We start from the raw sequence: 22,285 nt of genomic DNA, 5'->3' as shown, positions 1-22,285 counted from the left end.
CTTCGTCGGTCAGTGTCGTTCATCGTCAAGCACGGCGCGCCCCATGGTGTCAGGCGGCGGAACGGAGTACCAGTCCTTGAGCAACAAGAGAAAACTCGTGCAGAGCCCTTGACCGTGATTCCTTCGCTCCACTCTACTGCTCGGCGAGGAAAACGGTTGCTCATCGTTTTGCTCAGCCGTTGCCCCGCCGCCCCGCCCTCACCTCCCGGAGAGCCATGCCCCGCGCCCGCTCCACCCAGCCCTCCCCCGCCGGCCCGGTCCGCCTCGGCCCCGATGCCCGTGCCGTCCTGCGCCCCGCCGCCGCAGAGGTGGCCGACGGCTTCTGGCACGCCCGCCGCCAGGTCAACGCGCACACCTCCATCCCACAGGGCCCGGACCTGCTCGAGTCCGCGGGCAACCTGCACAATCTGCGGCTGGCGGCGGGCGCGACCGAGGGCGAGTTCCAGGGCGCGTACCCGTTCGTCGACACGGATGTCTACAAGTGGCTGGAGGCGGCGGCCTGGCAGCTGGCCCAAGGCCCGTCCGCCGAGCTGGAGGCTGACGTCGACCGGATCGTCTCCCTGGTCGCCGCCGCCCAGCAGCCGGACGGCTATCTCAACACCTGGTTCCAGCTGGTCAAGGGCGGCGAGCGCTACCAGGACCTGCGCTGGGGTCACGAGCTGTACTGCGCGGGTCATCTCATCCAGGCGGCGGTCGCCCACCACCGGGCCACCGGACGCGGTGAACTCCTCGACGTGGCCCGCAGGTTCGCCGACCACATCGACTCCGTCTTCGGCCCGCCCGGCAGCGGCAAGGAGATCGACGGCATCGACGGCCACCCCGAGGTCGAGACCGCGCTGGTGGAGCTGTACCGGGAGACCGGCGAGCGCCGCTATCTGGACCTGGCCGGCTACTTCGTGGACCGGCACGGCCACGGTCTGCTCGGCGGCGAGGCCTACTGCCAGGACCGGGTGCCGCTGCGCGAGGCGACGAACGTCGAGGGCCACGCCGTACGGCAGTTGTACCTGCTGGCCGCCGCCACCGACCTCGCCACCGAGACCGGGGACGGCGAACTGCGTGCCGCCGCCGAGCGGTTGTGGCACGCCATGACCACCACCAAGACCCACCTCACCGGCGGCCTCGGCGCCCACCACGACTGGGAGGACTTCGGCGACCCGTACGAACTGCCCAACGAGCGCGCCTACTGCGAGACCTGCGCCGCCATCGCCTCCGTGCAGTGGAGCTGGCGCATGGCCCTGCTCACCGGCGAGGCCCGCTATTGCGACCTGGTCGAGCGCACCCTGTTCAACGGCTTCCTCGCCGGCGTCTCGCTGGACGGCGAGCGCTGGCTGTACGTCAACCCGCTGCAGGTCCGCGACGGCCACACCGACCCCGGCGGCGACCAGTCGGCCCGCCGCACCCGCTGGTTCCGCTGCGCCTGCTGCCCGCCGAACGTGATGCGGCTGCTGGCCGGCCTTGAGCACTACCTCGCCACCGGCGACGAGGACGGCCTGCAGATCCACCAGTACGTCTCCGGCCGCTACAGCGCAGGGCCGATCGCCGTGCGCGCCGAGACCGACTACCCCTGGCACGGCACGATCGCCCTCACCGTCGAGGACACCCCGGCCGACCGGCCCTGGACGCTGTCGCTGCGCATCCCGCAGTGGTGCCGCGAGTTCCGGGTGCGGTGCGGGGAGGTGACGTACGACCAGACCGATGCTCCGGTCACCGAGGGCTGGCTGCGCGTCGAGCGCACCTGGGCGCCGGGCGACCAGGTCGTCCTCGAACTCGGCCTGGAGCCGCGGCTGACGGCGGGCGACCCGCGTGTGGACGCCGTGCGCGGCTGCGCGGCTATCGAACGCGGCCCGCTCGTGTACTGCCTGGAGCAGGTCGACCACCCGGGCGGCGGCCTCGACGACATCGTCCTCGACCCGTCCCGTCCGCTCGCCGTCAAGCACCGCCCGGACCTGCTCGGCGGGGTCACCACGGTCGTGGCCGCCGGGCGGCGGCGCGACATCCCCGACGCGGGCTGGTGGCCGTACCGGCCCGCCCACCCCGATGAGGCCCCCACGGACGGCGAGTCCGTCGAGCTCACGGCGATCCCCTACTACGCCTGGGCCAACCGGCAGGACGGCGCCATGCGCGTCTGGCTGCCCACTTCCTGACGCACCCTCAACTTCGCTCTACGACAACGAGGTCACCCGTGATACCCACCCGCCGCACTCTCCTCGCCGCGCTCGCCGCCGTCGGCACACTCGCCTCCCTGACCGCCTGCGGAGGCGGCTCCGGCTCCTCGGACTCCTCCTCCGGCAAGACCGGCGGGACGTACACCTTCTGGGACCCCTACCCGCAGTTCGACGCCTCCTCGGCCTGGGGCAAGCTGGTGACCGGGTGCGGGACGAAGGCCGGGGTGAAGCTCAAGCGCACCGCGTACGACACCACCGACCTCGGCAACAAGGCGCTGCTGGCCGCCCAGCAGGGCAACGCGCCCGATGTGATGCTGGTGGACAACCCGGTCGTCTCCACGCTGGTGGAGGCCGGGATCCTCAACAAGACCAGCGATCTCGGCCTGGACACGAAGTCGATCCAGAAGAACATCATCGGCGCGGGCACCATCGGCAACGCGGCGTACGGGGTGCCGATCGGCGCGAACACGCTCGCGCTCTACTACAACAAGAAGGTCCTTGCCGCCGCCGGTGTCGACGCGGCCTCCATCAAGGACTGGAACTCCCTGACGGCCGCCCTGAAGAAGGTCAAGTCGGCCGGGAAGAAGGGCATCACGTTCTCCGCGATCAACACGGAGGAGGGCAGCTTCCAGTTCCTGCCGTGGTTCTGGGGCGCGGGCGGTGACCTGACCAAGCTCAACTCCGCCAAGGGAGTTGCCGCGCTGTCGCTGTGGAAGCAGTGGGTGGACGCGGGGTACGCCCCCAAGGACGTCCTGCAGAACACCCAGACGACCAGCTGGCAGGAGTTCGCCACCGGCGACTACGCGTTCGGCGAGAACGGCACCTGGCAGCTGGGCAACGCGGCCAAGGCCGGCTTCGACTACGGCATCATCAACATCCCCGGGCAGAACGGCGGTTCGGCGCCGGTACCGACCGGCGGCGAGTTCGTGACCGTGCCCGTGCAGAAGGACACCGGGCGCTACGACGCCAGCAAGAAGATCGTCACGTGTCTGACCAGCGACGCGAACCTGCTGCCCACCGACACGACGCTGCAGTACGTCGCGCCGACGGCCGCGGTCCAGGCCGAGCAGGTGAAGCAGAACCCGAAGCTGAAGCCCTGGGTGGACGCGGTGGCCGCGGCCCGCGGCCGGACCAGCGGCGGTCTGGGCACCAAGTACCCGACCATCTCCCAGCCGATGTGGACCGCCGTCCAGGCCGCGCTGTCGGGCAGCAAGAGCCCGCAGGACGCCCTGGACACCGCCCAGTCGAGCGCGCAGAAGGGCTAGGACCGGCATGACCATCGCCCGGGTCGACCGTCCGCGGCGGGCCTCGTCCGCCGCGGCGGGGGCGAGCGGCACCGACGCCGAGTCCCTGCGCCGCCGGCACCGGCGCAGGAGCCGGCTGACCGCGCTCGCCTTCGTCACCCCGCTCCTCGCCTACCTTGCCGCCTTCTACCTCTATCCGCTCTACCGCAACCTCGACCTGAGCCTGCGCGACTACACCGTCCGGTCGTTCGTGGCGGGGGACGCGCCGTTCTCCGGCTGGGACAACTTCCAGAAGGTCCTGGACGACCCGACGTTCGGCCCGGCGATACGCCACACGATGATCTTCACCTTCGTGTCGATCGCCTTCCAGTACGTCATCGGGCTCGCCCTGGCGGTCTTCTTCAACCGGCACTTCCGGCTCGCGCCCACCCTGCGCGCGCTGTTCCTGATCCCGTGGCTGCTGCCGCTGATCGTGTCGGCGTCGACATGGTCGTGGATGTTCAACAGCGAGTCGGGAGTGGTGAACTACTTCCTGCACTTCCTGGGCGTGAGCCCGGTCGGCTGGCTCACCTCGCCGGACTGGGCGCTGACCTCGGTGATCGTCGCGAACATCTGGATCGGCATCCCCTTCAACCTGGTCATCCTCTACAGCGGCCTGCAGAACATCCCCGCCGAGCTGTACGAGGCGGCGGCGCTGGACGGGGCGAGCGCCTGGCAGCAGTTCCGCCGCATCACCTTCCCGCTGCTGCGCCCGGTCTCCGCGATCACGCTGCTGCTGGGGCTCGTCTACACGCTCAAGGTGTTCGACCTGATCTGGATCATGACCAAGGGCGGCCCTGGCGACGCCTCGTCCACCCTGGCGACCTGGTCCTACCAGCTGGGCTTCGGCACGCTGCTGCCCAAGTTCGGCCCCGGCGCGGCGGTCGGCAACATCCTCATCCTGATCGCGCTCGTCTTCGGGCTGCTGTACATCCGCGTCCAGAGGAGGCAGGAAGCATGAAGTCCCGTACGCCTGCCCGCCGTTACACGGTCATCGGGCTGGTCCTGACCGCGCTGATGCTGTTCCCGGTGTACTGGATGCTGAACGTGTCCCTCACCCCGCAGCAGGACATGCGCAAGGACCCGCCGGACCTGCTGCCCCTGCACCCCACCTTCGAGGGTTACAAGGCCGTCCTGGACGACCAGATGCCGTATCTGGGCACCAGCCTGCTGATCGGCCTGGGCACGGTCGCGCTCACCCTGCTGCTCGCCGCGCCGGCCGGCTACTCGCTGGCGAAGCTCCGTCCGCGCGGGGGCGGGGCGCTCGGCCTGGGGCTGCTGATCGCGCAGATGATCCCCGGGATCGTCATGGCGATGGGTTTCTACGGCATCTTCCTGGACCTCGGTCTGCTCAACTCCTGGTGGGGCCTGATCATCGCGGACTCCACCATCGCCGTGCCGTTCGGCGTCATGATCTTCACGGCGTTCATGTCAGGCATCCCGGGCGAGCTGATCGCCGCCTCCCGCATCGACGGCGCGGGCACCTTCCGCACCTTCTGGTCCGTGGTGCTGCCGGTGAGCCGCAACGCCCTGGTCACCGTCTCGCTGTTCAGCTTCCTGTGGGCCTGGTCCGACTTCGTCTTCGCCAACACCCTCGACGGCGGCGGGGATCTGAGGCCGATCACTCTCGGCATCTACAAGTACATCGGCAACAACAACCAGGAGTGGAACGCGATCATGGCCACCGCCGTCGTCGCGTCCGTTCCCGCGGCCGTACTGCTGGTGCTCGCACAGCGGTATGTGGCCGCGGGTGTGACGGCCGGCGCCGTGAAGGACTGAGACGGCGCTCCGCTGGTTTTGCCGATTCTGCGGCTGCGCCGCGGATCGAAACAGCCCCGCGCCCCTTCCGGGGCGCCGGCGCACCGGCAGCTGTTTTGTTCGGCCTGTTCTGCCCCCATCCCCCTCCGTGAGGAGAAGACCGTCATGAGCCGCACCAGACCCCCCGTCCCCGCACGCCTGACCGCCGCCGTCGGCGCGATCGCCCTCGCAGGCGCCGCCCTCGCCATCGCCACGCCCGCGCAGGCGGCCCCCACCGCGTCCACCACCCTGGTCGTCAACGCCGACCAGACCCTGCGCCCCGTCACCCATGTGGCGACCGGCAGCCTCTACGGCCTCGCGGACGCGACCACTCCCGCCGACAGCCTGGTCACCCCGCTCAAGCCGAACACCTTCGTCCAGATGGCGCCGGGCGGCTCCCAGCTGCCCAACGGCGAGCCCAAGCCCGCGGGCGACGCGCTCGTCGTGGCGTCCAAGGCGGCGCGGGCCGGCGCCGAGGTCGTCGTACGCATGCCGGACTGGTATCCGAACTTCCCCTACAAATGGGTGAGTTGGAGTGACTGGCTGTCCGCGGTGGACAAGCAGGTCGCCTCCGTGCAGTCGTCGGGCGCCACCAACATCGCCGCGTACGAGCTGTGGAACGAGCCGGACTGGACGTGGGACACCACCAACGCCGGTGCGTTCGACGCCGGTTGGGCGCGCACGTACAAGGAAGTCCGGGCCAAGGACACCAAGACGCCGATCCAGGGGCCGAGTTACTCGGTGTGGAACCAGTCCTGGATGAGCACGTTCCTCACCGACGCCAAGGCCAGCGGCACCGTCCCCGACATCATCGCCTGGCACGAACTGCAGGGCTCGCAGAACATCGCCGCGCACGTCTCCGCGTACCGGGCCCTGGAGAGCAGCCTCGGCATCAGCCCGCGGCCGATCTCCATCGAGGAGTACGGCACGACGAGCGAGGTGGGCGTGCCCGGACCGCTGGTCAGCTACGCGGCCAAGTTCGAGCGGGCGGGTGTGCATGACGCCGAGATGGCCTTCTGGAACCACTACGGCACCCTCGGCGACACCCTGACCGACACCGGGGCCTCGCCGAACGGCGCGTACTGGCTCTACAAGTGGTACGGCGACATGTCCGGGAACATGCTGGTCACCACTCCCCCGGCGCAGACGGGCATCGACGGCGCGGCCTCGCTCAACAGCGCCGGCAACCAGGTGAGCGTCATCTTCGGCGGCGGGGCAGGCTCAAGCGCGGTCACGGTCAAGGGGCTCGGCTCGCTGTCGGCGTTCGGTGGCACGGTGCACGCGAAGCTGGAGTACACGCCCTCCAAGGGCCGCACGACGGCGGTGTCCGGCCCGATCACCGTCTCGGACGCCGACTACACCGTGAGCAACGGCCAGATCACCGTGCCCGTGACGACGAACGCGAGCGACGGCTACCACCTGGTGATCACCCCGAGCGGCACCTCGACCTCGCTGGCCGGGACGTACCAGATCACCAACAAGAACAGCGCGCTCGCCCTCGACACCTCGGGGGCGGGGACCGCGCAGGGCACCTCGGTCGTCCAGGCGACGTCGAGCACGGGCAGCAGCCAGTCGTGGACGCTGACGGCCGCCGGCTCCGGCCTCTACAAGATCGTCAACAAGGCGAGCGGGCTGCTGCTGGGCATCGACTCCATGAGCACGTCGGACGGCGGCAAGGCCCTGATCTGGGGTGACAACGGGACCGCCGACCACCTCTGGCAGCTCATCCCGTCCGGTGACGGCTACTACAAGATCGCCAACTACAACAGCGGGCTGCTGCTGGGCGTGACCAACATGAGTACGGCGTCCGGGGCGCAGGTCCTGCAGTGGGACGACAACGGCACGGCCGACCACTTGTGGAAGCTGACGTCGCGGTGAGGTGAGTGTGGGCGCTCCCGTAGCCGCGGGAACGCCCACACTCAGGATGACGTAAGGAATTGCCGGTATGTGACGTCAGGCGGCGCCCCGGTCGAGCAGTTGCCTGACGCCCTCGGCTGTCAGAGCCACTTCCTCCGGTGTACCGGCGTCGATGACGAGCGCCAGCGTCTCGGACGGCCAGCGGTGGGCGAGGGTACCGAGCGCTATCCGGCGATGCCGGGTGACCTGCGGAAGCGCCTGCTGCAGGCGGGTTTCGGTGGTGAACACAGGCACCAGCTCGGTGCCGTCCTCCTGCGCGTAGACGGGCAGGGTCACCGCCGAGGGATCCTGTTCCTGGGCGGCAGCGGAACCGGCTGGCACCAGTACCTCGCTGCCGGCCAGGATGTTCAGCTCGGCCTCGTTCGCATCGCCCCCGACCACGGCTCGCAGGGCCTGATGTACGGCGGGGGTGGAGCCGTCGGGAGAGTAGTCGGTCACGGTTGATCCAATCACCGGTCGAACAGCGGGACACGGCACTGTGCCCGCCGGTGGTCCGCCGGGGCGGCTACCCGTGCTTGCCGGGGTCATGTGTTGCGAGACACCGCCGACCGGGAGGCTCAGCCCAGCGTCTTGAGCAGCTGCGCGGCGAGCGGGGCGGAGGAGGCCGGGTTCTGGCCGGTGACCAGGTTGCGGTCGACGACGACGTGCGGCGCCCACGGCTCACCGACCTGGACCTGCACGCCCGCCTCGGTCAGCCGGTCCTGCAGCAGCCACTTGGCCTTGTCGGCGAAGCCGGACTGGGTCTCCTCGTCGTTGGTGAAAGCGGCCACCCGGTATCCGGCGAAGGCGTTGACGCCGTCCTGTTCGGCGGCGAGCAGCGCGGCCGGGCCGTGGCAGACGACACCCAGCGGCTTGCCGGACTCCAGGGCGAGGGTGAGCAGCTTGCCGGAGTCGGCGTCGACGGCGAGGTCCTCCATCGGGCCGTGGCCGCCGGGGTAGTACACGGCGGCGTACTCGTCGAGGTTCACGTCCTGCAGGCTGATGGGGTGCTGCAGCTCGGTGGCGGCGGCGAGCACGCCGGCGACGCGGTCGGCGTTCTCCTGCCCGCCGTTGTACTCGGCGGCGAGACTGCCCTTGTCCACGGTCGGTACGACACCGCCCGGAGTGGCCACGACGATCTCGTGACCGGCGGCCTTGAACGCCTCGTAGGGGGCCACGGCCTCCTCCGCCCAGAAGCCGGTGGGGTGACGGGTGCCGTCGGCCAGCGTCCAGTAGTCGACGCCGGTCATCACGAAAAGGATCTTCGACATGCTCTGTCTCCGAGGGGTCGTCAGCACGGTGGTGATCCAACCGTAAGTCCCGCCTGCCATTGGAATCCAATAGGCTCATCAATATGAGGAATAGGGAAACCAATGATCGCGAGGAGAGAGCGCAGGTCGGCGGCCCGACGGCACTGGACCTGAATCTGCTGCGCACCTTTCTCGCTGTCTATCGCACCGGCTCCTTCACGGCCGCGGCGCGTCTGCTCGGGCTGTCGCAGCCCACGGTCACGACGCAGGTGCGCGCGCTGGAGCGGCAACTGGACCGGGAGCTGTTCCAGCGCCAGGCCCGCGGGGCCTCCCCTGCCCCGTACGCCGACGAGCTCGCCGCCCGTGTCGTGCAGCCGCTGGATTCCCTCGCCGCGATCACCGGTCGGGGCGGACCGGCCGACGACCAGCCGCCGGAGCCGGTGCACCTGGCGGGACCGCACGAGTTCCTGACGCGTTCGGTGCTGCCCGGCCTGGCGCCGCTGGTGGACCGAGGCGTACGGCTGCGCATCACACCCGGCCTGACCGAGCCGCTCCTGGACGATCTGCGGGCGGGCCGCCACGACCTGGTGATCGCGACCTTCCGGCCACGCGGCCGGGCCCTGGCCGCCGTGCCCCTCGGGGACGAGGATTTCGTGCTGGTCGCCGCCCCCGTCCGGGCCGAGCGCATCGGCGGGCCGGCCGGGATCGCCACCGCGGGGCCCGCCGCCCTCAACGGTGTGCCGCTGGTCGCCTACGCCGAGGATCTGCCGATCGTGCGCCGCTACTGGCGTCATGTCTTCGGCAGACGCCTCGTGTGTCAGCCGGCGGTCACCATGCCCGACCTCAACGCGGTCAAGGCGGCGGTGGTCGGCGGCACGGGCTTCACGGTCCTCCCCCGCTACCTGTGCACCGACGAACTGGCCTCGGGCGCCCTGGTGTTGCTGCACGACCCGGACGACCCACCCATCAACACCGCCTTCCTCGTCCAACGCCCCGGCGCCTCCGCCAACCCACACGTCGCCCTGGTCCGCGACCACCTGCTCCAGGCGGTGCGCAACTGAGCAGCGCCCAGAAGGGGCGCGGGGCTGCGTCCACAGCCCGGACTGTCCAGATGCCTGATCGACCCGACCGGCCTGTGCCTACCCCCGCAAAACCCGAGCACGCTCTTCCAGGAGGTCAACGCAGTCCCTGAGCTCCGGCCGCGGCAGACCGGCGCGCTCACGCATCAGCGCGATTGCCGGAATGTGTCGTCGCGCAGCAACCAGCTCGTCTATCTCCCGCCGGTCCTCAATCGGGAGCCGCTCCCACAGAGCATCGTTCATCCCCACATTGAACCGCTCCGCAGCGCGACTGGATCACCAATTTTCCGGTCCCGGAGGGCGGTGTGGTGCGGTGCCCGCACACCTTCAGCGGGTTCAACTGCCGGACCGGTGAGCGGATCCCCGCGGAGCGCCCTGCACCCGTACGGTTCAATACTTCTTCGCACCCGCCACTATCGCCTCCCTGATCCGGTGGTACGTCCCGCACCGGCACACGTTGCGGATCTCGTCGAGGTCGGCCTCGCTGATGTCGCGGCCCTCCTCGCGGGCCTGGCGGACCTTGGCGACCGCGGTCATGATCTGGCCGGGCTGGCAGTAGCCGCACTGGGCGACGTCGTACTCCAGCCAGGCCTCCTGCATCGGGTGGAGTTCCCTGCCGACGGTGGCGGGCAGGCCTTCGATGGTCGTCACCTCGTCGGTGGGGCCGAGGTCCTTGACCGGGACGCTGCAGGGGTTGAAGGCCTTGCCGTTGATGTGGCTCGTACAGGCCTGGCACACGCCGAGCCCGCAGCCGTACTTCGGTCCGGTGACGCCCAGGACGTCCCGCAGCACCCACAGCAGCCGTACGTCGTCCTCGATGTCCACGGTCACCGGTGTGCCGTTGAGGATGAAGGTGTGTTCGGGCACGAAGGGCCTCCTGGGCTCCTAGTAGGCGCGGCTCAGGCCGTCGGTGGGGGACGCCGGGATCGGCGGGGTGGTGGGCAGCGGTGCGAAGCCGAGTGGGCCCGCGTGGTTGATCGGGAACGTGGTCGGCATGGTGCCGGTCGCGCGCCCGTATGCGCAGGCCACGGCCGCCATCGCGCCCGCGACGGCCAGCTCGCCTGCACCGCCTGGCCTGCCGGTGGTCGGCGGCATGACGACGATCTCCAGTTCCGGCGGGGTGTTCCACTGGCGGGTGTAGAAGTAGTTGTCCCAACTGCCTTCGAGGAAGTGCCCGTCCGCGAGGTGCAGTCCGGAACTGAGGGTGATCGCGATGCCGTCCATGATGCCGCCCATCATCTGGGCCTCGAGGCCGCGCGGGTTGACGGCCAGCCCGGCGTCGACCGCGCAGACGACCTTGGTGACCCGTGGTCCGGTGTACGCGTCGGGGACCTTGCGGCCGCTGGTCTGCGGACGGCAGTCGATCTCGGCCAGGACGGCGACGAAGGAGTGGTACTCGGGGTGCAGGGCGATGCCCTGAGCCGTGCCGGCCGGCATGCTGCGTCCCCAACTGCCCACCTCGGCGGCCTTGTCGAGGACGGCCCGCGCCCGCTCGTCCTTCAGGAACGTGCGGCGGAACCGACAGGGGTCCTTGCCCATCCGCTTGGCCAGCTCGTCCACGATCAGCTCCTGCGCGCAGCGCACGTTGGGCGAGTAGATGTTGCGCATGGAGCCGGTGTGGAAGCCCTTGTCGATCTCGCTGAGGAGCTGGGTGACGACACCGAAGTTGTACGGGGTCTGCTGGGTGAGCGTGAAGATCGTCTCGGAGAAGGTGAGGTCGCCGACGGGCAGTCGCGCGGCCTCGGAGGTGATGATCTCACCGACGCCGTGGCCGAATTCGGTGGCCACGGAGGTGTGACGCTGGTCGTAGGTGAGGACCTGGCCGAGCGCGTAGGTGGCGCGTACCCGTGAGGTGGACATGGGGTGGGTGCGGCCCTGGCGGAAGTCGTCGGTGCGGTGCCACATCAGCCGGACCGGCTTGCCCGTCGCCTTGGAGATCTCGGCGGCCTCGGCGGCTCCGTCGTGGAAGAGCTTGCGTCCGAAGGAGCCGCCGCCCTGGGTGACATGCACCTTGACCGCGCTCGCCGGCAGTCCGAGGGTGAGCGCGATCTGTTCCTGGGCGGTGATCGGGGACTTCAGACTGGCCCAGACCTCGGCCGAGTCCTCGCGTACGTCGGCGACGGCGCAGTTGGTCTCCAGGGCGCTGTTGCTGGCGAAGTGGAAGGTGAAGCGGGCGTCGACCGACTTGGTGAGCAGGTCGAGGGCGGGGAGCGGGAGTTCGGCCTTGCGCAGTTCTTCGCGGATGGTGTCGTCGGAGGCGTCGTCCACGGTGCCGGGACCCCAGGTGACCTTCAGGGCGCGCACAGCGTCGATGCACTGCCCGAAGGTGCGGCCGCGGACGGCGACGCCGGTGGAAATCCGAACCACGTCGGTGATGCCGGGCATGGCCCGCACCTCGTCGAGGTTGTCGACCGTGCGGACCGTGCCGTTGATCGTGGGCGGACGGCACACCATGGCCGGCAGCGCGCCCGGCACGTGGACGTCCATCGCGAACTTCTTGCGGCCGGTGACCGCCTCCAGCGCGTCCACGCGTCGCTGCGCGGTCCCGATGACCTTGAACTCGGACGATGACTTCAGCCTGACCGCCACCTGACTGGTCGTCACTGCCGCTGCCTTCGCGGAGAGTTCACCGTAGGTGAGGCTCTTGCCGGTCACGGAGGAGGTGATGACGCCGAGCTTCGCGGTGAGGGTGTCGGCGGCCTCGCCCAGTTCAAGGGCTGCGGCTTCGAGAAGCCGGCCGCGGGCGACGGCGGCCGCCACCCGGATCGGGGTGAAGGTGGAGATGGTGGTGTTGGATCCGCCGGTGAGCTGGTTGAACAGCAGCTCGGGGCGGGCGTCGGCGAGGGTGACGCGGACCTTGTCCAGCGGTAGGTCCAGTTCCTCGGCGACGAGCATCGCGCTGGAGGTCGTGATGCCCTGGCCGACTTCGGCCCGGGGCAGGGCGAAGGAGGCGGTGCCGTCGGTGTCGACCCGGATGGTGATCAGGTTCGCGGTGGGCAGCGTGGCATGGGTGAGCATGTCGTTGAGGTCGTAGATCTCGGCCGGTCCGGGCACCGAGGGGACGACCGCCGCAGCCCGGCTGGGCGCGAGGACGGCCTCGCCGATCTCGGCGGCGACGGTGAGCGTCGAGGCGGCCAGGACGTACCCCAGGAAGCGTCTGCGCCCGATGCCGTCCGCAGCGGGATCGGCGTCCTGCGGCTGCGGGTGTTCGTGGGCTCCCATCAGCGGTCCTCCAAGCGCGCGGCATTCGCCTCGATGGCGGATCCCGACTGTGCACGTCAGCCGCGTTCCGCGAAAGATCTACGAGCCGCTTCCACACGGAAGAGCCATAAGTCGTGGGGTGTGTGAAGCTGACGGGTGGAGGTCGGGCGGAAAACCCGAATGCCTGGGCGGGCACGGCTCTGCGGCCGGTCAAGGTGACGTTGCTGCACGGCAGTTCGACGCCGTTGCGTGAAGTGAGCGGCGAGGAAACGTTCATGGCCTCGCCTGCGGCCCGCCCTGACAGTCAGTCAGGGATCAGGTCGCGCAGATTTTCCGGGGTGAAGAGCGGGGCTCTCGCGTCTCGTCACGCGAGGGCCCTTCGTGCTGACGCAAGGGCCTGCTCGGCGTATCCGCGGCCGAACAGCACGGCATGCACCAGCAGCGGGAAGAGCTGATGCAGCGCCACCCGCTCTGCCCACCCGTCGGCCAACGGGGCCGTCTGCTGATAGCCGTCGAGCACGTGCTCCAGGTGGGGGCAGCCGAACAGGTGCAGCATCGCCAGGTCGGTCTCCCGGTGGCCGCCGTGTGCGGCCGGGTCGATCAGCCAGGCGTGCCCGTCGGCTCCCCACAGCACATTGCCGTTCCACAGGTCGCCGTGCAGCCGGGCGGGCGGCTCGGCGGGCCCCGCCAGTTCGGGCAGCCGTTCACAGACGCGCTCGATCACGCCCGTCTCGCCGGGCCGGATCGTGCCCCGGTCGACGGCCGTGCGCAGATACGGCAGCACACGGTGCTCGGCGTACCAGCGGGGCCAGTCGGTGCCGGGGACGTTGCGCATCGGAGCCAGCCCGATGTAGGCGTCCACCGGACCGCCGGGCGGGGGCGCGCCGAACGCGGGGGCGCCCGCGGCGTGCAGGGCGGCCAGGCCGCGCCCGAACCGCACCGCGGCGCGGGCCGTCGGCGGGCCCGGTGCGACCACGTCGGTCACCAGCCAGCGCCGGTCGTGCCCATGGACGTCCGGAACGCGGACCGTGCCGGCGTCGGCCAGCCAGCGCAGCCCGGCCGCCTCCGCCTGCACCGCGCCCGGATCGTCACCGCGCTTGACCATCACGGACTGCCCGTCGTCCAGGCCGACTTCGGCCAGGGACGCGGACAACCGTCGCTCGCCGCGCACGGTACGCCCGGTGATCCTGGCCGCGGCCGCGCCCGGTCCGTCGCTGCCGACGCCGTCGCTGTCGACGCCATCACTGTCGTCGTCGGAGGGGAAGCCGATGTGCACGGACACCACCCTAGGACCGCGCGCGGGCCGGTCGGGCTCGGTCCAGGGCGGCGCGGTCCGGGGCTCGGTCAGTCCAGGTGCTCCTCGTCATCGCCGTCGTCATTGGCGGCGTAGGGGTGGACGTAGCGCTCGTCCCCGAAGGGGATGAACCAGTCCTGCACGGAGCCCTTGGCTATGCCGTCCGCGGTCGGGGTGTACAGCCAGTCGTGGTCCAGGTCCTCGAACACGCCGTCGGCGAAGACCTGCAGGGCGGTTTCGACCTCGTCGCTCAGCAGCTCGTAGAGGTCGGCCGTCACCTCGGCCTGGGCGAGCAGGAACTTCAGCAGCAGTTCCTCGGCCACGCAGCTGGGCCCGCCGAAGTGCGGCTGGGTGAGGCGGCCGGTCATGGTCACCGCGGTGACGGTCAGGCGACGGACGAACAGGACTGTGTACTGCAGGGCGAACTGCGGGGGCAGATCGTCCAGGACCATGAACGGCGCGTCGGTCTCCGCGACGGTGGGCCCGTCCTCCTCCAGACCGGCTAGGTCCGTGAAGAGTTCGTCGACCAGCAGATCGATGGCGTACACGACGGCACCGGCCGCGATCTCCGCCGCCTCGCGGCTGACGGTCCGCTCCTGCTCGTCCTCGTGGTGGCCGAAGGCCTCGAGCGGGAAGGCGCGCAGAGTGGGTGCGAGGGCACGGAGTGTGCTGCGCATGGCGTCGACCTCGTCGCGGTCGAGACGCCCGGCCCCGGTGGAGGGTTCGGCCGCGGCGTGACGGCGTGCGCGTTCGGCGGGATCCGCGGGCGGTGCGTCCGGGCCGTCGGCCGCGTCCAGGCTCTCCTGCAGCAGGTCGGGGTGCAGCTCCACCCCGCAGCGGGTGATCTCCCAGTCGGCGAGGGGTTCGCTGCGCTCCAGCAGCTCCGCGACGACCTCGCGGGCGGCGTCCTCGGCGAACTCCAGCGCCGGTGCGTCGACGAAGAGTTTCAGCAGGACCCCGGCGGGATGGACGGCGATGACGTCGTCCACCAGGTCCACTTCCATTCCGTCGGGCCCCTCGATGGCCGCGATCGAATCGAGCCCCTTGCGCAGCAGGAAGCCGACGCCCTCCCGTTGAAGAACGTCGAGCTCCGGGGCGCCCTTGGGGAGGTCCACGTCCACAGTCACCGCGTATGTCACACGATCATGGTGCCTGAGCCGCGGGCTCCTAGGACAGGAACCCACAGGAATCGACCTTCAACCAAGGCTTTGCATGATCATGCGAGATCATGCATACTCTTCCTATGTCCAAGGTCCTCACCTCCCTGCCCGCCGGCGAGCGCGTCGGCATCGCCTTCTCGGGCGGCCTCGACACCTCCGTCGCGGTCGCGTGGATGCGCGACAAGGGTGCCGTCCCGTGCACCTACACCGCCGACATCGGCCAGTACGACGAGCCCGACATCGCCTCGGTGCCCGGCCGTGCGAAGACGTACGGCGCCGAGATCGCGCGTCTCGTCGACTGCCGTGCGGCGCTGGTCGAGGAGGGCCTGGCGGCGCTCACCTGCGGGGCGTTCCACATCCGCTCGGGCGGGCGTGCCTACTTCAACACCACCCCGCTGGGCCGCGCCGTCACCGGCACCCTTCTGGTGCGGGCGATGCTCGAGGACAACGTCCAGATCTGGGGCGACGGCTCGACCTTCAAGGGCAACGACATCGAGCGGTTCTACCGCTACGGCCTGCTCGCCAACCCGCACCTGCGGATCTACAAGCCCTGGCTCGACGCCGACTTCGTGACCGAGCTCGGCGGCCGCAAGGAGATGTCGGAGTGGCTGGTCGCCCACGGTCTGCCCTACCGGGACAGCACCGAGAAGGCGTACTCCACCGACGCCAACATCTGGGGCGCCACCCACGAGGCCAAGACGCTGGAGCACCTGGACACGGGCGTCGAGACCGTCGAGCCGATCATGGGCGTGCGGTTCTGGGACCCCGAGGTGGAGATCGTCACCGAGGACGTGACGATCGGCTTCGACCAGGGCCGCCCGGTGACGATCAACGGCAAGGAGTTCGCCTGCCCGGTCGACCTGGTGATGGAGGCCAACGCCATCGGCGGCCGGCACGGCCTGGGCATGTCCGACCAGATCGAGAACCGGATCATCGAGGCCAAGAGCCGCGGCATCTACGAGGCGCCTGGCATGGCCCTGCTGCACGCGGCGTACGAGCGGCTGGTCAACGCCATCCACAACGAGGACACCCTCGCCCAGTACCACAACGAGGGCCGGCGCCTCGGCCGCCTGATGTACGAGGGCCGCTGGCTGGACCCGCAGGCGCTGATGATCCGCGAGTCGCTGCAGCGCTGGGTCGGCGCGGCCGTCACCGGCGAGGTGACGCTGCGGCTGCGCCGCGGTGAGGACTACTCGATCCTCGACACCACGGGCCCGGCGTTCAGCTACCACCCGGACAAACTGTCGATGGAGCGCACCGAGGACTCGGCGTTCGGCCCGGTGGACCGGATCGGCCAGCTGACCATGCGCAACCTGGACATCGCCGACTCCCGCGCCAAGCTGGAGCAGTACGTCGGCCTCGGCCTGATCGGCACCGGCAGCCCCACCATCGGCGCCTCCCAGGCGGCCGCGACCGGCCTGATCGGCACCATGCCGGAGCTGCCGGAGGGCGGCGCGGAGGCCATCGCCTCGCGCGGCGAGGTCTCGGAGGAGGACGCGCTGCTGGACCGCGCCGCGATGGAGTCCGGCACGGACTGACCGGCAGATCGTCCGCGAACGCAGAAGGCCGGCCTGACACCGTTGGTGTCGGGCCGGCCTTTCGCCGTCGCTGCGTCGACGCCCCCGTACGAGGCGGGTTCAGCCGGCCGCCGTGTGCAGGGCCCGCAGCACGTCCTCGTCCGTCAGCTGCTCGAACCTCTCGTAGCACAGGCCCACGGCCATGAAGGACGCCGGACGCTGCAGACAGAGCACCTCGTCGGCCTCGGCGCGCATCTGGTCCGCCGCGTGCGGAGAGCCGACGGGCACGGCCAGCACGACCCGCTCGGGGGCCTGTCGCCGTACGTATCGCAGGGCGGCACGGGCCGTCGATCCGGTGGCGAGCCCGTCGTCGACGACGATGGCGGTGCGGCCCGTCAGCTCGGGGGCGGGGCGGCCCTGACGGTAGAGGCGTTCACGGCGGTGGAGTTCCTTGCGTTCACGTTCCACCACCGGTGCCAGCACGGCCCGGGTCAGACCCAGTTGTACGAGGGCGTCCTCGTCGAAGAGGGGATCGTCGTCGCCGACGATCGCGCCGACGCCGAGCTCCTCCTGGAAGGGGGCGCCGATCTTCCGTACGACCAGTACGTCGAGCGGGGCATCCAGCGCCCGCGCCACCTCCCTGGCCACGGCGACGCCGCCGCGCGGCAGGGCCAGGACGACGGGGTGCGGCAGGACGCCCTTCTCCTGCTGGATCCGCAGCCGCCCGGCCAGTTCCCGCCCGGCCTGTGTGCGGTCATGGAACTGCATCGCGGTCGCCACTCCTTCCCGCGCGCGGACGACCCCCTCGGTCCGGTTCCCCGCGTACCCCGCACGCGCCTGTCGAAGCACACGCGTCCCTCCGTCCCCCGGGGAGTCGGCCTGGATGACCAGGGGGCGGACTGGAGCTATGGGAGGCGCGGTGCCGGAGCCGCCGAGCAGCAGCCACAGCGGCTGCCGCGGCTGGAAGAACTGGCCGACCGCGCACAGCGGCGGAGTCCACGGCGAAGGACATGCGCGGCTCCCGCCGCTCACTGCTCCGCCACGGCCTCGCCTGCGATCTTGAGACGGTCCTCGCACCAGTTCCGCGCCATCTCCGCGACCTGCTCCAGCGCTCCCGGCTCCTCGAAGAGATGCGTGGCGCCGGGCACGATGCGCAGCGAGTGCGGACCGCTCAGCTCCCGGGCCGCCGACTGGTTCAGCCGCAGCACTTCCGGGTCCCGGCCGCCGACGATCAGGAGCACCGGGGCCCGTACGCCGGGCAGCACATCGCCGGCCAGGTCGGGGCGCCCGCACCGCGACACGACGGTGAGGGTCCGTCGGGGCCGCTCGGCGGCGGCCACCAGGGCCGCTGCCGCCCCCGTGCTGGCACCGAACAGGACCACCGGCAGCTTCCCGGTGTCGGGCTGTGTCTCCAGCCAGTCGACGACGGCGACGACGCGGCGGCCCAGGAGGGGGATGTCGAAGCGGTACTCGGCCGTGGAGGCGTCCCGGCGGTCCTCCTCCTCGGTGAGCAGATCCATCAGTGCGGTGCCCAGTCCGGCGGTGCGCAGTTCGGCGGCGACCGCGCGGTTGCGGGGGCTGTGCCGGGAACTGCCGCTGCCGTGCGCGAACACCACGACCGCGCGGGCCGCGTCGGGCAGGACCAGATCACCCGGGAGGGTCACGCCGCCTGCGGAAACGGAGATCAGCTGGGAGATCATCGCCATCATCTTCTTCCTCGTGGCCGGCCCTGGCGGGCCTCGTATGGCCTGCTGGGTCACGGGTACCCGTACCGGTGAAGTACCTCTTTCGAGGAGATGACTCGGATGCTGCTCATCGGACTGCTTCTCCTCGGGGCGACAGGCGCCTTCACCGCCCTGGCGATCGCCGGCAACCTGTCCGGGGGCCCCGACTACACCGTCTCGGTGCTCGACCACCACATCGCCACCATGAACACGCTGGCCGTCTTCAGCTCCGGCCTCGCCCTTGCGCTCATCTTCTGCCTGGCGCTGGCCACCGCGGTGAGCGGCGTCTCGCACCGGCCGAACCATCGCCGCCACCGCAGGGTGCGCACGCGCCACGCCGGTGAGACGACCCGCCTCGACGACATGACGGGACCGGACCAGCGCACCTGAGGTGCGTCAGCGGTCCCGCAGCCGTACGAGGTGGTACAGCACCGGCATCACGGTCGTGCGGTTCTCCTTCAGGGTGGGCTGCAGGAAGCGGTAGAAGCTCGGCTTGGTGAACTGGCGCAGCGCGACGGCCGCCAGGCCCAGGTTCCAGTGGGCATGGCCGACGAAGCAGTAGTCGGAGTCGTGCCGTCGAGGGGCTGCAGCAGCAGCGAGTTGTCGAGGCCGGTCTCGGCGGCGTACCAGCCCGCGAGGTGCTCCCAGAGTTCCGCGACGAGTTCGGGATCGTCACCGGCGAAGGAGCCTGCCGGTGGCGCACACCTCGCACCCGCCTACAGCTACTAACGGTTCGGGGCCGCCCTGCTGATGTCCGTCAGGGCGGTGTGCGGGTCCTCGGTGACGGCGAGGTCGCCGATGCTGACGATGCCGACCGGGCAGCCGCCGCGCTCGACGACCGGGAGGCGGCGGACGGCGTACTTGCGCATCAGCTCCATGGCGCGGTCGGTCGTGTCGTCCGGCGTCAGGGTCACCACGGGCGGTGGCGTGCACACCGAGCCGACGGTCGTGACGGCGGGGTCACGGCCCGCGGCGAGGGCCCGGACCACGATGTCCCGGTCGGTGAGCACACCGAACAGGTCGCAGTCGTAGGCCACCAGCACATCGCCGAGGTCCTGCTCCCGCATCAGACGGGCCGCGCGCGCCACCGTGGTCATGGGCTCGACGGCGGCCGCGCCGGGTGACATCACGTCGCGTATCTTCCGGGTCATGGCAGCTCCCAGGTCCTGCATCGGCGAGTAGTGCTCCCGCCCGCGTAGCCCGCAGCGCAGGCGGTAAACCGGCCATCGGCCTTCGCTGGGCGGGGGTCACCGCAGTCCGGGCAGGCTGCGCAGCTCTGCGATCTTCAGGAGACGGGCCAGGGCGAGAAACGCCAAGACCAGTGCGAGCGTTCCGGCGGCGAGGGCACCCGCGGTGGCCCAGGTGCCGCTGCCCAGGAAGCCGGCGCAGGCCTGTGCCGCGCCCCAGCCGGCGGCGGCGGCGAGGGCCGCGGCGGTCAGTAGTTTGAGGTAGGTGCGGCGCAGGGCGCCGTCGTCCAGGCGGCCGCCGGTCCTGCGGCGCAGCAGCCGTGCCGTGACCGCGAGGCCGACGAGGTAGGAGAGGGCGTAGGCGCCGGCCATGCCGGTCACGGCCCAGCGGACGGGCAGCAGCACATGGCAGGCGGTGGCCAGGGCGATGTTCACCCCGGAGATCCACACCGCCATGAAGAACGGCGTGCGGGTGTCCTCGAAGGCGTAGAAACCGCGCAGCAGCAGGTACTGCGCGGAGAACGGGATCAGGCCGAGGGCGAAGGCCTGCAGCATCTGGCCGCCCGGCTGTGCGGTGGCGGCATTGGACGCGCCGTGGGCGAACATCAGCGTGGCGATCTGTGGGCCCAGCGCGAGGAAGAGGAAGGCGGCGGGCACGATGACGACGCCGCTGACGCGCAGGGCCCGCGACAGGTCGGCGCGCAGGTCCGCGGCACGGCCCTCGGCGGCGGCCCTGCTCATCCGCGGCAGCAGCACGGTCACCAGGGACACCGTGACGATGGACTGGGGCAGCATCCAGATGCTCTGCGCGTACATGTAGTTCGAGTAGCCCATGCCGGCCTTCGGCATCTGCGCGTCGGCGGCGTTGGCGTAGTTGGTGATCACCGCCAGGGAGACCTGGTTGGCCAGGACGAACAGCAGCGTCCACTTCGCCGCGTGGATCCCGGAGCCCAGGCCGGTGCCGCGCCAGTCGAACCGCGGGCGGAAGCGGAATCCGGCGGCCCGCGCGAACGGGATCAGCGCCAGGGCCTGTACGGCGATGCCGGCGGTGGTCCCGATGCCCAGGAGCCGCACCTGGGTCGCGGTGATGTCCTCGACCCGCCCCGGGACGGTCATCAGGCCCAGGTAGGCGCCGAACATGCCGATCAGGACGACGTTGTTGAGGACCGGGGTCCACATCATCGCGCCGAACTTCTCGCGGGCGTTGAGCACTTGGCCGTAGATGCCGAACAGGCCGTAGAAGAAGATCTGCGGCAGCAGGAACCGCCCGAAGGTCACGGTGAGCTGGAAGGCCTCGTGCTGGTCCGGGGTGTCCTGGATGTAGACGCCGACGATCTGCGGTGTGGCCCACACGGCGAGCGCGGTGCCCGCGCCCAGCACGCACACCACGAGGGTCACCAGGCGCTGCTCGTAGGCCCGGCCGCCGTCCGGATGGGTGGCGCGGGCCCGTACCAGCTGGGGCACCAGGACGGCGTTCAGGGCGCCGCCGATCAGCAGTGTGTACAGGCTGGTCGGCACCGTGTTCGCGGTGTTGTACGTGCTGGCCAACTGGCTCAGGCCCAGCGCCGCGGCCTGCAGCACCTGCCGTATCAGCCCCGTGGCGCGGGACACGACGGTGGCCACAGCCATCAGCACCGATGACCGGGCCGGGCCGCCCGTCGCCGCTTTCCTCCGCCGGGCGGCATGCCGCCCTCGTATTCCGTTTCCGTCGCCCGATGACGTGGTCGGCGTCGCGGGCTGTTCCCCCTGCTTCATGCGGCCAACCTATGCCATCAAGATCCCCTCACTCGCCGGCCGCGTTCGCAGCGGCGCTGAGTCCTACCTGCGCCGCCACGGCAGTACGGCCGGATCGGTCTCGGTGTGCTCCACGCGGTGCAGGGCGTCGCTGATCGCCTCGCCGATCTCGGCGAACTGCCGTACCTGTTCCGGGGTGAGGGCGTCGAACACGGCCCGGCGTACGGCGTCGACATGGCCCGGGGCGGCCCGTTCCAGCAGGGCGCGGCCCTCGTCGGTGAGGAAGGCGAGTTGGCCGCGGCCGTCGGCGGGGTCCTCGCGGCGGTCGACGAGGCCGACCTCCCGCAGGCGGTTCACCGCATGGGTGAGCCGGCTGCGGGTGATCTTGAGCCGCTGGGCCAGCTCGGACATGCCGAGGACGCCGTCGGGCGTGGAGGAGAGATAGGCGAGCAGGCTGTAGTCGGCGTGCGTCATGCCCGCGTCGCGCCGCAGCTGGCGGTTGAGATAGTCGGCGAGCAGCGTGGAGAAGTCGACGTAGGCCAGCCAGGCTCGTCGTTCCTCGGCGTTGAGCCAGCGCGGTGTGGTGGGCATGGGTACACCCTACCGGACCACCGTTTGAAATTTCAACTACATTCTGCTCCTGCGGCGCTTCTCACCCAGGCGAGCGTAGTAGTGGACGAGGTCGGGCGCGTCCACGGCGGTCCACCCGGAGTCGCGCACCGCGACGGCTCTCCAGCGGCGCACGGGCACACCCGAGCGGCCGAAGGTCGACGCGACCTGTCCGCTGACGGGTCCGACCGCCCATGCCTGTCCCCCGGCTCGACCTCGATCTGCACGGACTCACGAAGTCCGACGACACCGAGGCGCGGGCCCGCTCGGCCGCGGCGACCGCCTTCCTGTCCTGCCCGGACCTCTCCAACACCCTGGGCCTGGAGGTGTCCCCCGGCGCCGGCCCACGGTCGCATCACGGTTTCGACGACGGTCTCGGCGGCCTCCGG

19 protein-coding genes are annotated in these 22,285 nt (G+C 70.5%); 8 read left to right on the top strand and 11 right to left on the bottom strand.

The window, feature by feature from the left end; all coding sequences use genetic code 11:
* The first annotated feature begins 215 nt into the window (after positions 1-215).
* From ACIBW9_RS26035 to ACIBW9_RS26015, 5 genes are all read left to right on the top strand, one after another.
* Entirely contained in the window at positions 216-2,144 is a 1,929-nt protein-coding gene (locus ACIBW9_RS26035) for a glycoside hydrolase family 127 protein (protein WP_398958907.1), read from the top strand.
* 38 nt (positions 2,145-2,182) lie between these two features.
* Positions 2,183-3,430: an extracellular solute-binding protein gene (locus ACIBW9_RS26030; RefSeq protein ID WP_398958905.1), complete on the top strand. Its 1,248-nt coding sequence runs from the start codon at positions 2,183-2,185 to the stop codon at positions 3,428-3,430.
* Positions 3,431-3,437: 7 nt separating this feature from the next.
* The gene (locus ACIBW9_RS26025) at positions 3,438-4,409 is read left to right on the top strand and encodes a carbohydrate ABC transporter permease (RefSeq protein ID WP_398958903.1); all 972 of its coding nucleotides are present in this window, start codon (positions 3,438-3,440) and stop codon (positions 4,407-4,409) included.
* Positions 4,406-5,227, top strand: a complete 822-nt coding sequence (locus tag ACIBW9_RS26020; RefSeq protein ID WP_398958900.1) for a carbohydrate ABC transporter permease — start codon at positions 4,406-4,408, stop codon at positions 5,225-5,227. The genes ACIBW9_RS26025 and ACIBW9_RS26020 overlap by 4 nt, the downstream gene beginning before the upstream one ends.
* 144 nt (positions 5,228-5,371) lie before the next feature.
* Positions 5,372-7,123: an RICIN domain-containing protein gene (locus tag ACIBW9_RS26015; RefSeq protein WP_398958898.1), complete on the top strand. Its 1,752-nt coding sequence runs from the start codon at positions 5,372-5,374 to the stop codon at positions 7,121-7,123.
* Positions 7,124-7,198: 75 nt separating this feature from the next.
* Here the strand turns inward: ACIBW9_RS26015 and ACIBW9_RS26010 are convergent, their stop codons facing one another.
* Together ACIBW9_RS26010 and ACIBW9_RS26005 are read right to left on the bottom strand one after the other, a co-directional pair.
* Complete coding sequence (locus tag ACIBW9_RS26010) at positions 7,199-7,600, bottom strand: SseB family protein (RefSeq protein WP_398958896.1); 402 nt, start codon at positions 7,598-7,600, stop codon at positions 7,199-7,201.
* Positions 7,601-7,719: 119 nt separating this feature from the next.
* Entirely contained in the window at positions 7,720-8,412 is a 693-nt protein-coding gene (locus ACIBW9_RS26005; RefSeq protein WP_398958894.1) for a type 1 glutamine amidotransferase domain-containing protein, read from the bottom strand.
* An 83-nt stretch (positions 8,413-8,495) separates the two neighbouring features.
* On the opposite strand from ACIBW9_RS26005, the gene ACIBW9_RS26000 reads away from it, so the two are divergent.
* Complete coding sequence (locus tag ACIBW9_RS26000; RefSeq protein WP_398958892.1) at positions 8,496-9,452, top strand: LysR family transcriptional regulator; 957 nt, start codon at positions 8,496-8,498, stop codon at positions 9,450-9,452.
* A 408-nt stretch (positions 9,453-9,860) separates the two neighbouring features.
* Here the strand turns inward: ACIBW9_RS26000 and ACIBW9_RS25995 are convergent, their stop codons facing one another.
* From ACIBW9_RS25995 to ACIBW9_RS25980, 4 genes are all read right to left on the bottom strand, one after another.
* Entirely contained in the window at positions 9,861-10,337 is a 477-nt protein-coding gene (locus tag ACIBW9_RS25995) for a (2Fe-2S)-binding protein (RefSeq protein WP_398958890.1), read from the bottom strand.
* Between the two features lie 18 nt (positions 10,338-10,355).
* Complete coding sequence (locus ACIBW9_RS25990) at positions 10,356-12,692, bottom strand: molybdopterin cofactor-binding domain-containing protein (RefSeq protein ID WP_398958888.1); 2,337 nt, start codon at positions 12,690-12,692, stop codon at positions 10,356-10,358.
* A gap of 343 nt (positions 12,693-13,035) precedes the next feature.
* Positions 13,036-13,941 carry a fructosamine kinase family protein gene (locus ACIBW9_RS25985; RefSeq protein WP_398959673.1) on the bottom strand — a complete coding sequence of 302 codons (906 nt, stop codon included), beginning with the start codon at positions 13,939-13,941 and terminating at the stop codon, positions 13,036-13,038.
* A 74-nt stretch (positions 13,942-14,015) separates the two neighbouring features.
* Positions 14,016-15,104, bottom strand: coding sequence for a hypothetical protein (locus ACIBW9_RS25980; protein ID WP_398958886.1), 1,089 nt, complete (start codon positions 15,102-15,104; stop codon positions 14,016-14,018).
* Positions 15,105-15,208: 104 nt separating this feature from the next.
* Between ACIBW9_RS25980 and argG the strand changes: the two genes are divergently transcribed.
* A complete protein-coding gene (gene argG / locus ACIBW9_RS25975) occupies positions 15,209-16,663 on the top strand; it encodes an argininosuccinate synthase (RefSeq protein ID WP_398959671.1) in 1,455 nt (484 codons plus the stop codon).
* Between the two features lie 99 nt (positions 16,664-16,762).
* On the opposite strand, the gene ACIBW9_RS25970 is transcribed toward argG, so the two are convergent.
* The gene (locus ACIBW9_RS25970; RefSeq protein ID WP_398958884.1) at positions 16,763-17,410 is read right to left on the bottom strand and encodes a phosphoribosyltransferase; all 648 of its coding nucleotides are present in this window, start codon (positions 17,408-17,410) and stop codon (positions 16,763-16,765) included.
* A 260-nt stretch (positions 17,411-17,670) separates the two neighbouring features.
* Complete coding sequence (locus ACIBW9_RS25965) at positions 17,671-18,342, bottom strand: dienelactone hydrolase family protein (RefSeq protein WP_398959669.1); 672 nt, start codon at positions 18,340-18,342, stop codon at positions 17,671-17,673.
* Positions 18,343-18,447: 105 nt separating this feature from the next.
* On the opposite strand from ACIBW9_RS25965, the gene ACIBW9_RS25960 reads away from it, so the two are divergent.
* The gene (locus tag ACIBW9_RS25960; protein ID WP_398958882.1) at positions 18,448-18,756 is read left to right on the top strand and encodes a hypothetical protein; all 309 of its coding nucleotides are present in this window, start codon (positions 18,448-18,450) and stop codon (positions 18,754-18,756) included.
* A gap of 335 nt (positions 18,757-19,091) precedes the next feature.
* Here the strand turns inward: ACIBW9_RS25960 and ACIBW9_RS25955 are convergent, their stop codons facing one another.
* From ACIBW9_RS25955 to ACIBW9_RS25945, 3 genes are all read right to left on the bottom strand, one after another.
* Complete coding sequence (locus tag ACIBW9_RS25955; RefSeq protein WP_398958880.1) at positions 19,092-19,517, bottom strand: CBS domain-containing protein; 426 nt, start codon at positions 19,515-19,517, stop codon at positions 19,092-19,094.
* A gap of 96 nt (positions 19,518-19,613) precedes the next feature.
* Entirely contained in the window at positions 19,614-21,308 is a 1,695-nt protein-coding gene (murJ, locus tag ACIBW9_RS25950; RefSeq protein ID WP_398958878.1) for a murein biosynthesis integral membrane protein MurJ, read from the bottom strand.
* A gap of 63 nt (positions 21,309-21,371) precedes the next feature.
* Positions 21,372-21,878 (bottom strand): MarR family winged helix-turn-helix transcriptional regulator, encoded by a 507-nt coding sequence (locus ACIBW9_RS25945; RefSeq protein WP_398958875.1) that lies wholly within the window; start codon positions 21,876-21,878, stop codon positions 21,372-21,374.
* Positions 21,879-22,285: the final 407 nt, after the last annotated feature.

The organism is Streptomyces sp. NPDC049541, assembly GCF_044465725.1.
Taxonomy (GTDB): Bacteria; Actinomycetota; Actinomycetes; order Streptomycetales; family Streptomycetaceae; genus Streptomyces.
This window is presented reverse-complemented; position numbering and strand designations above follow the sequence as displayed.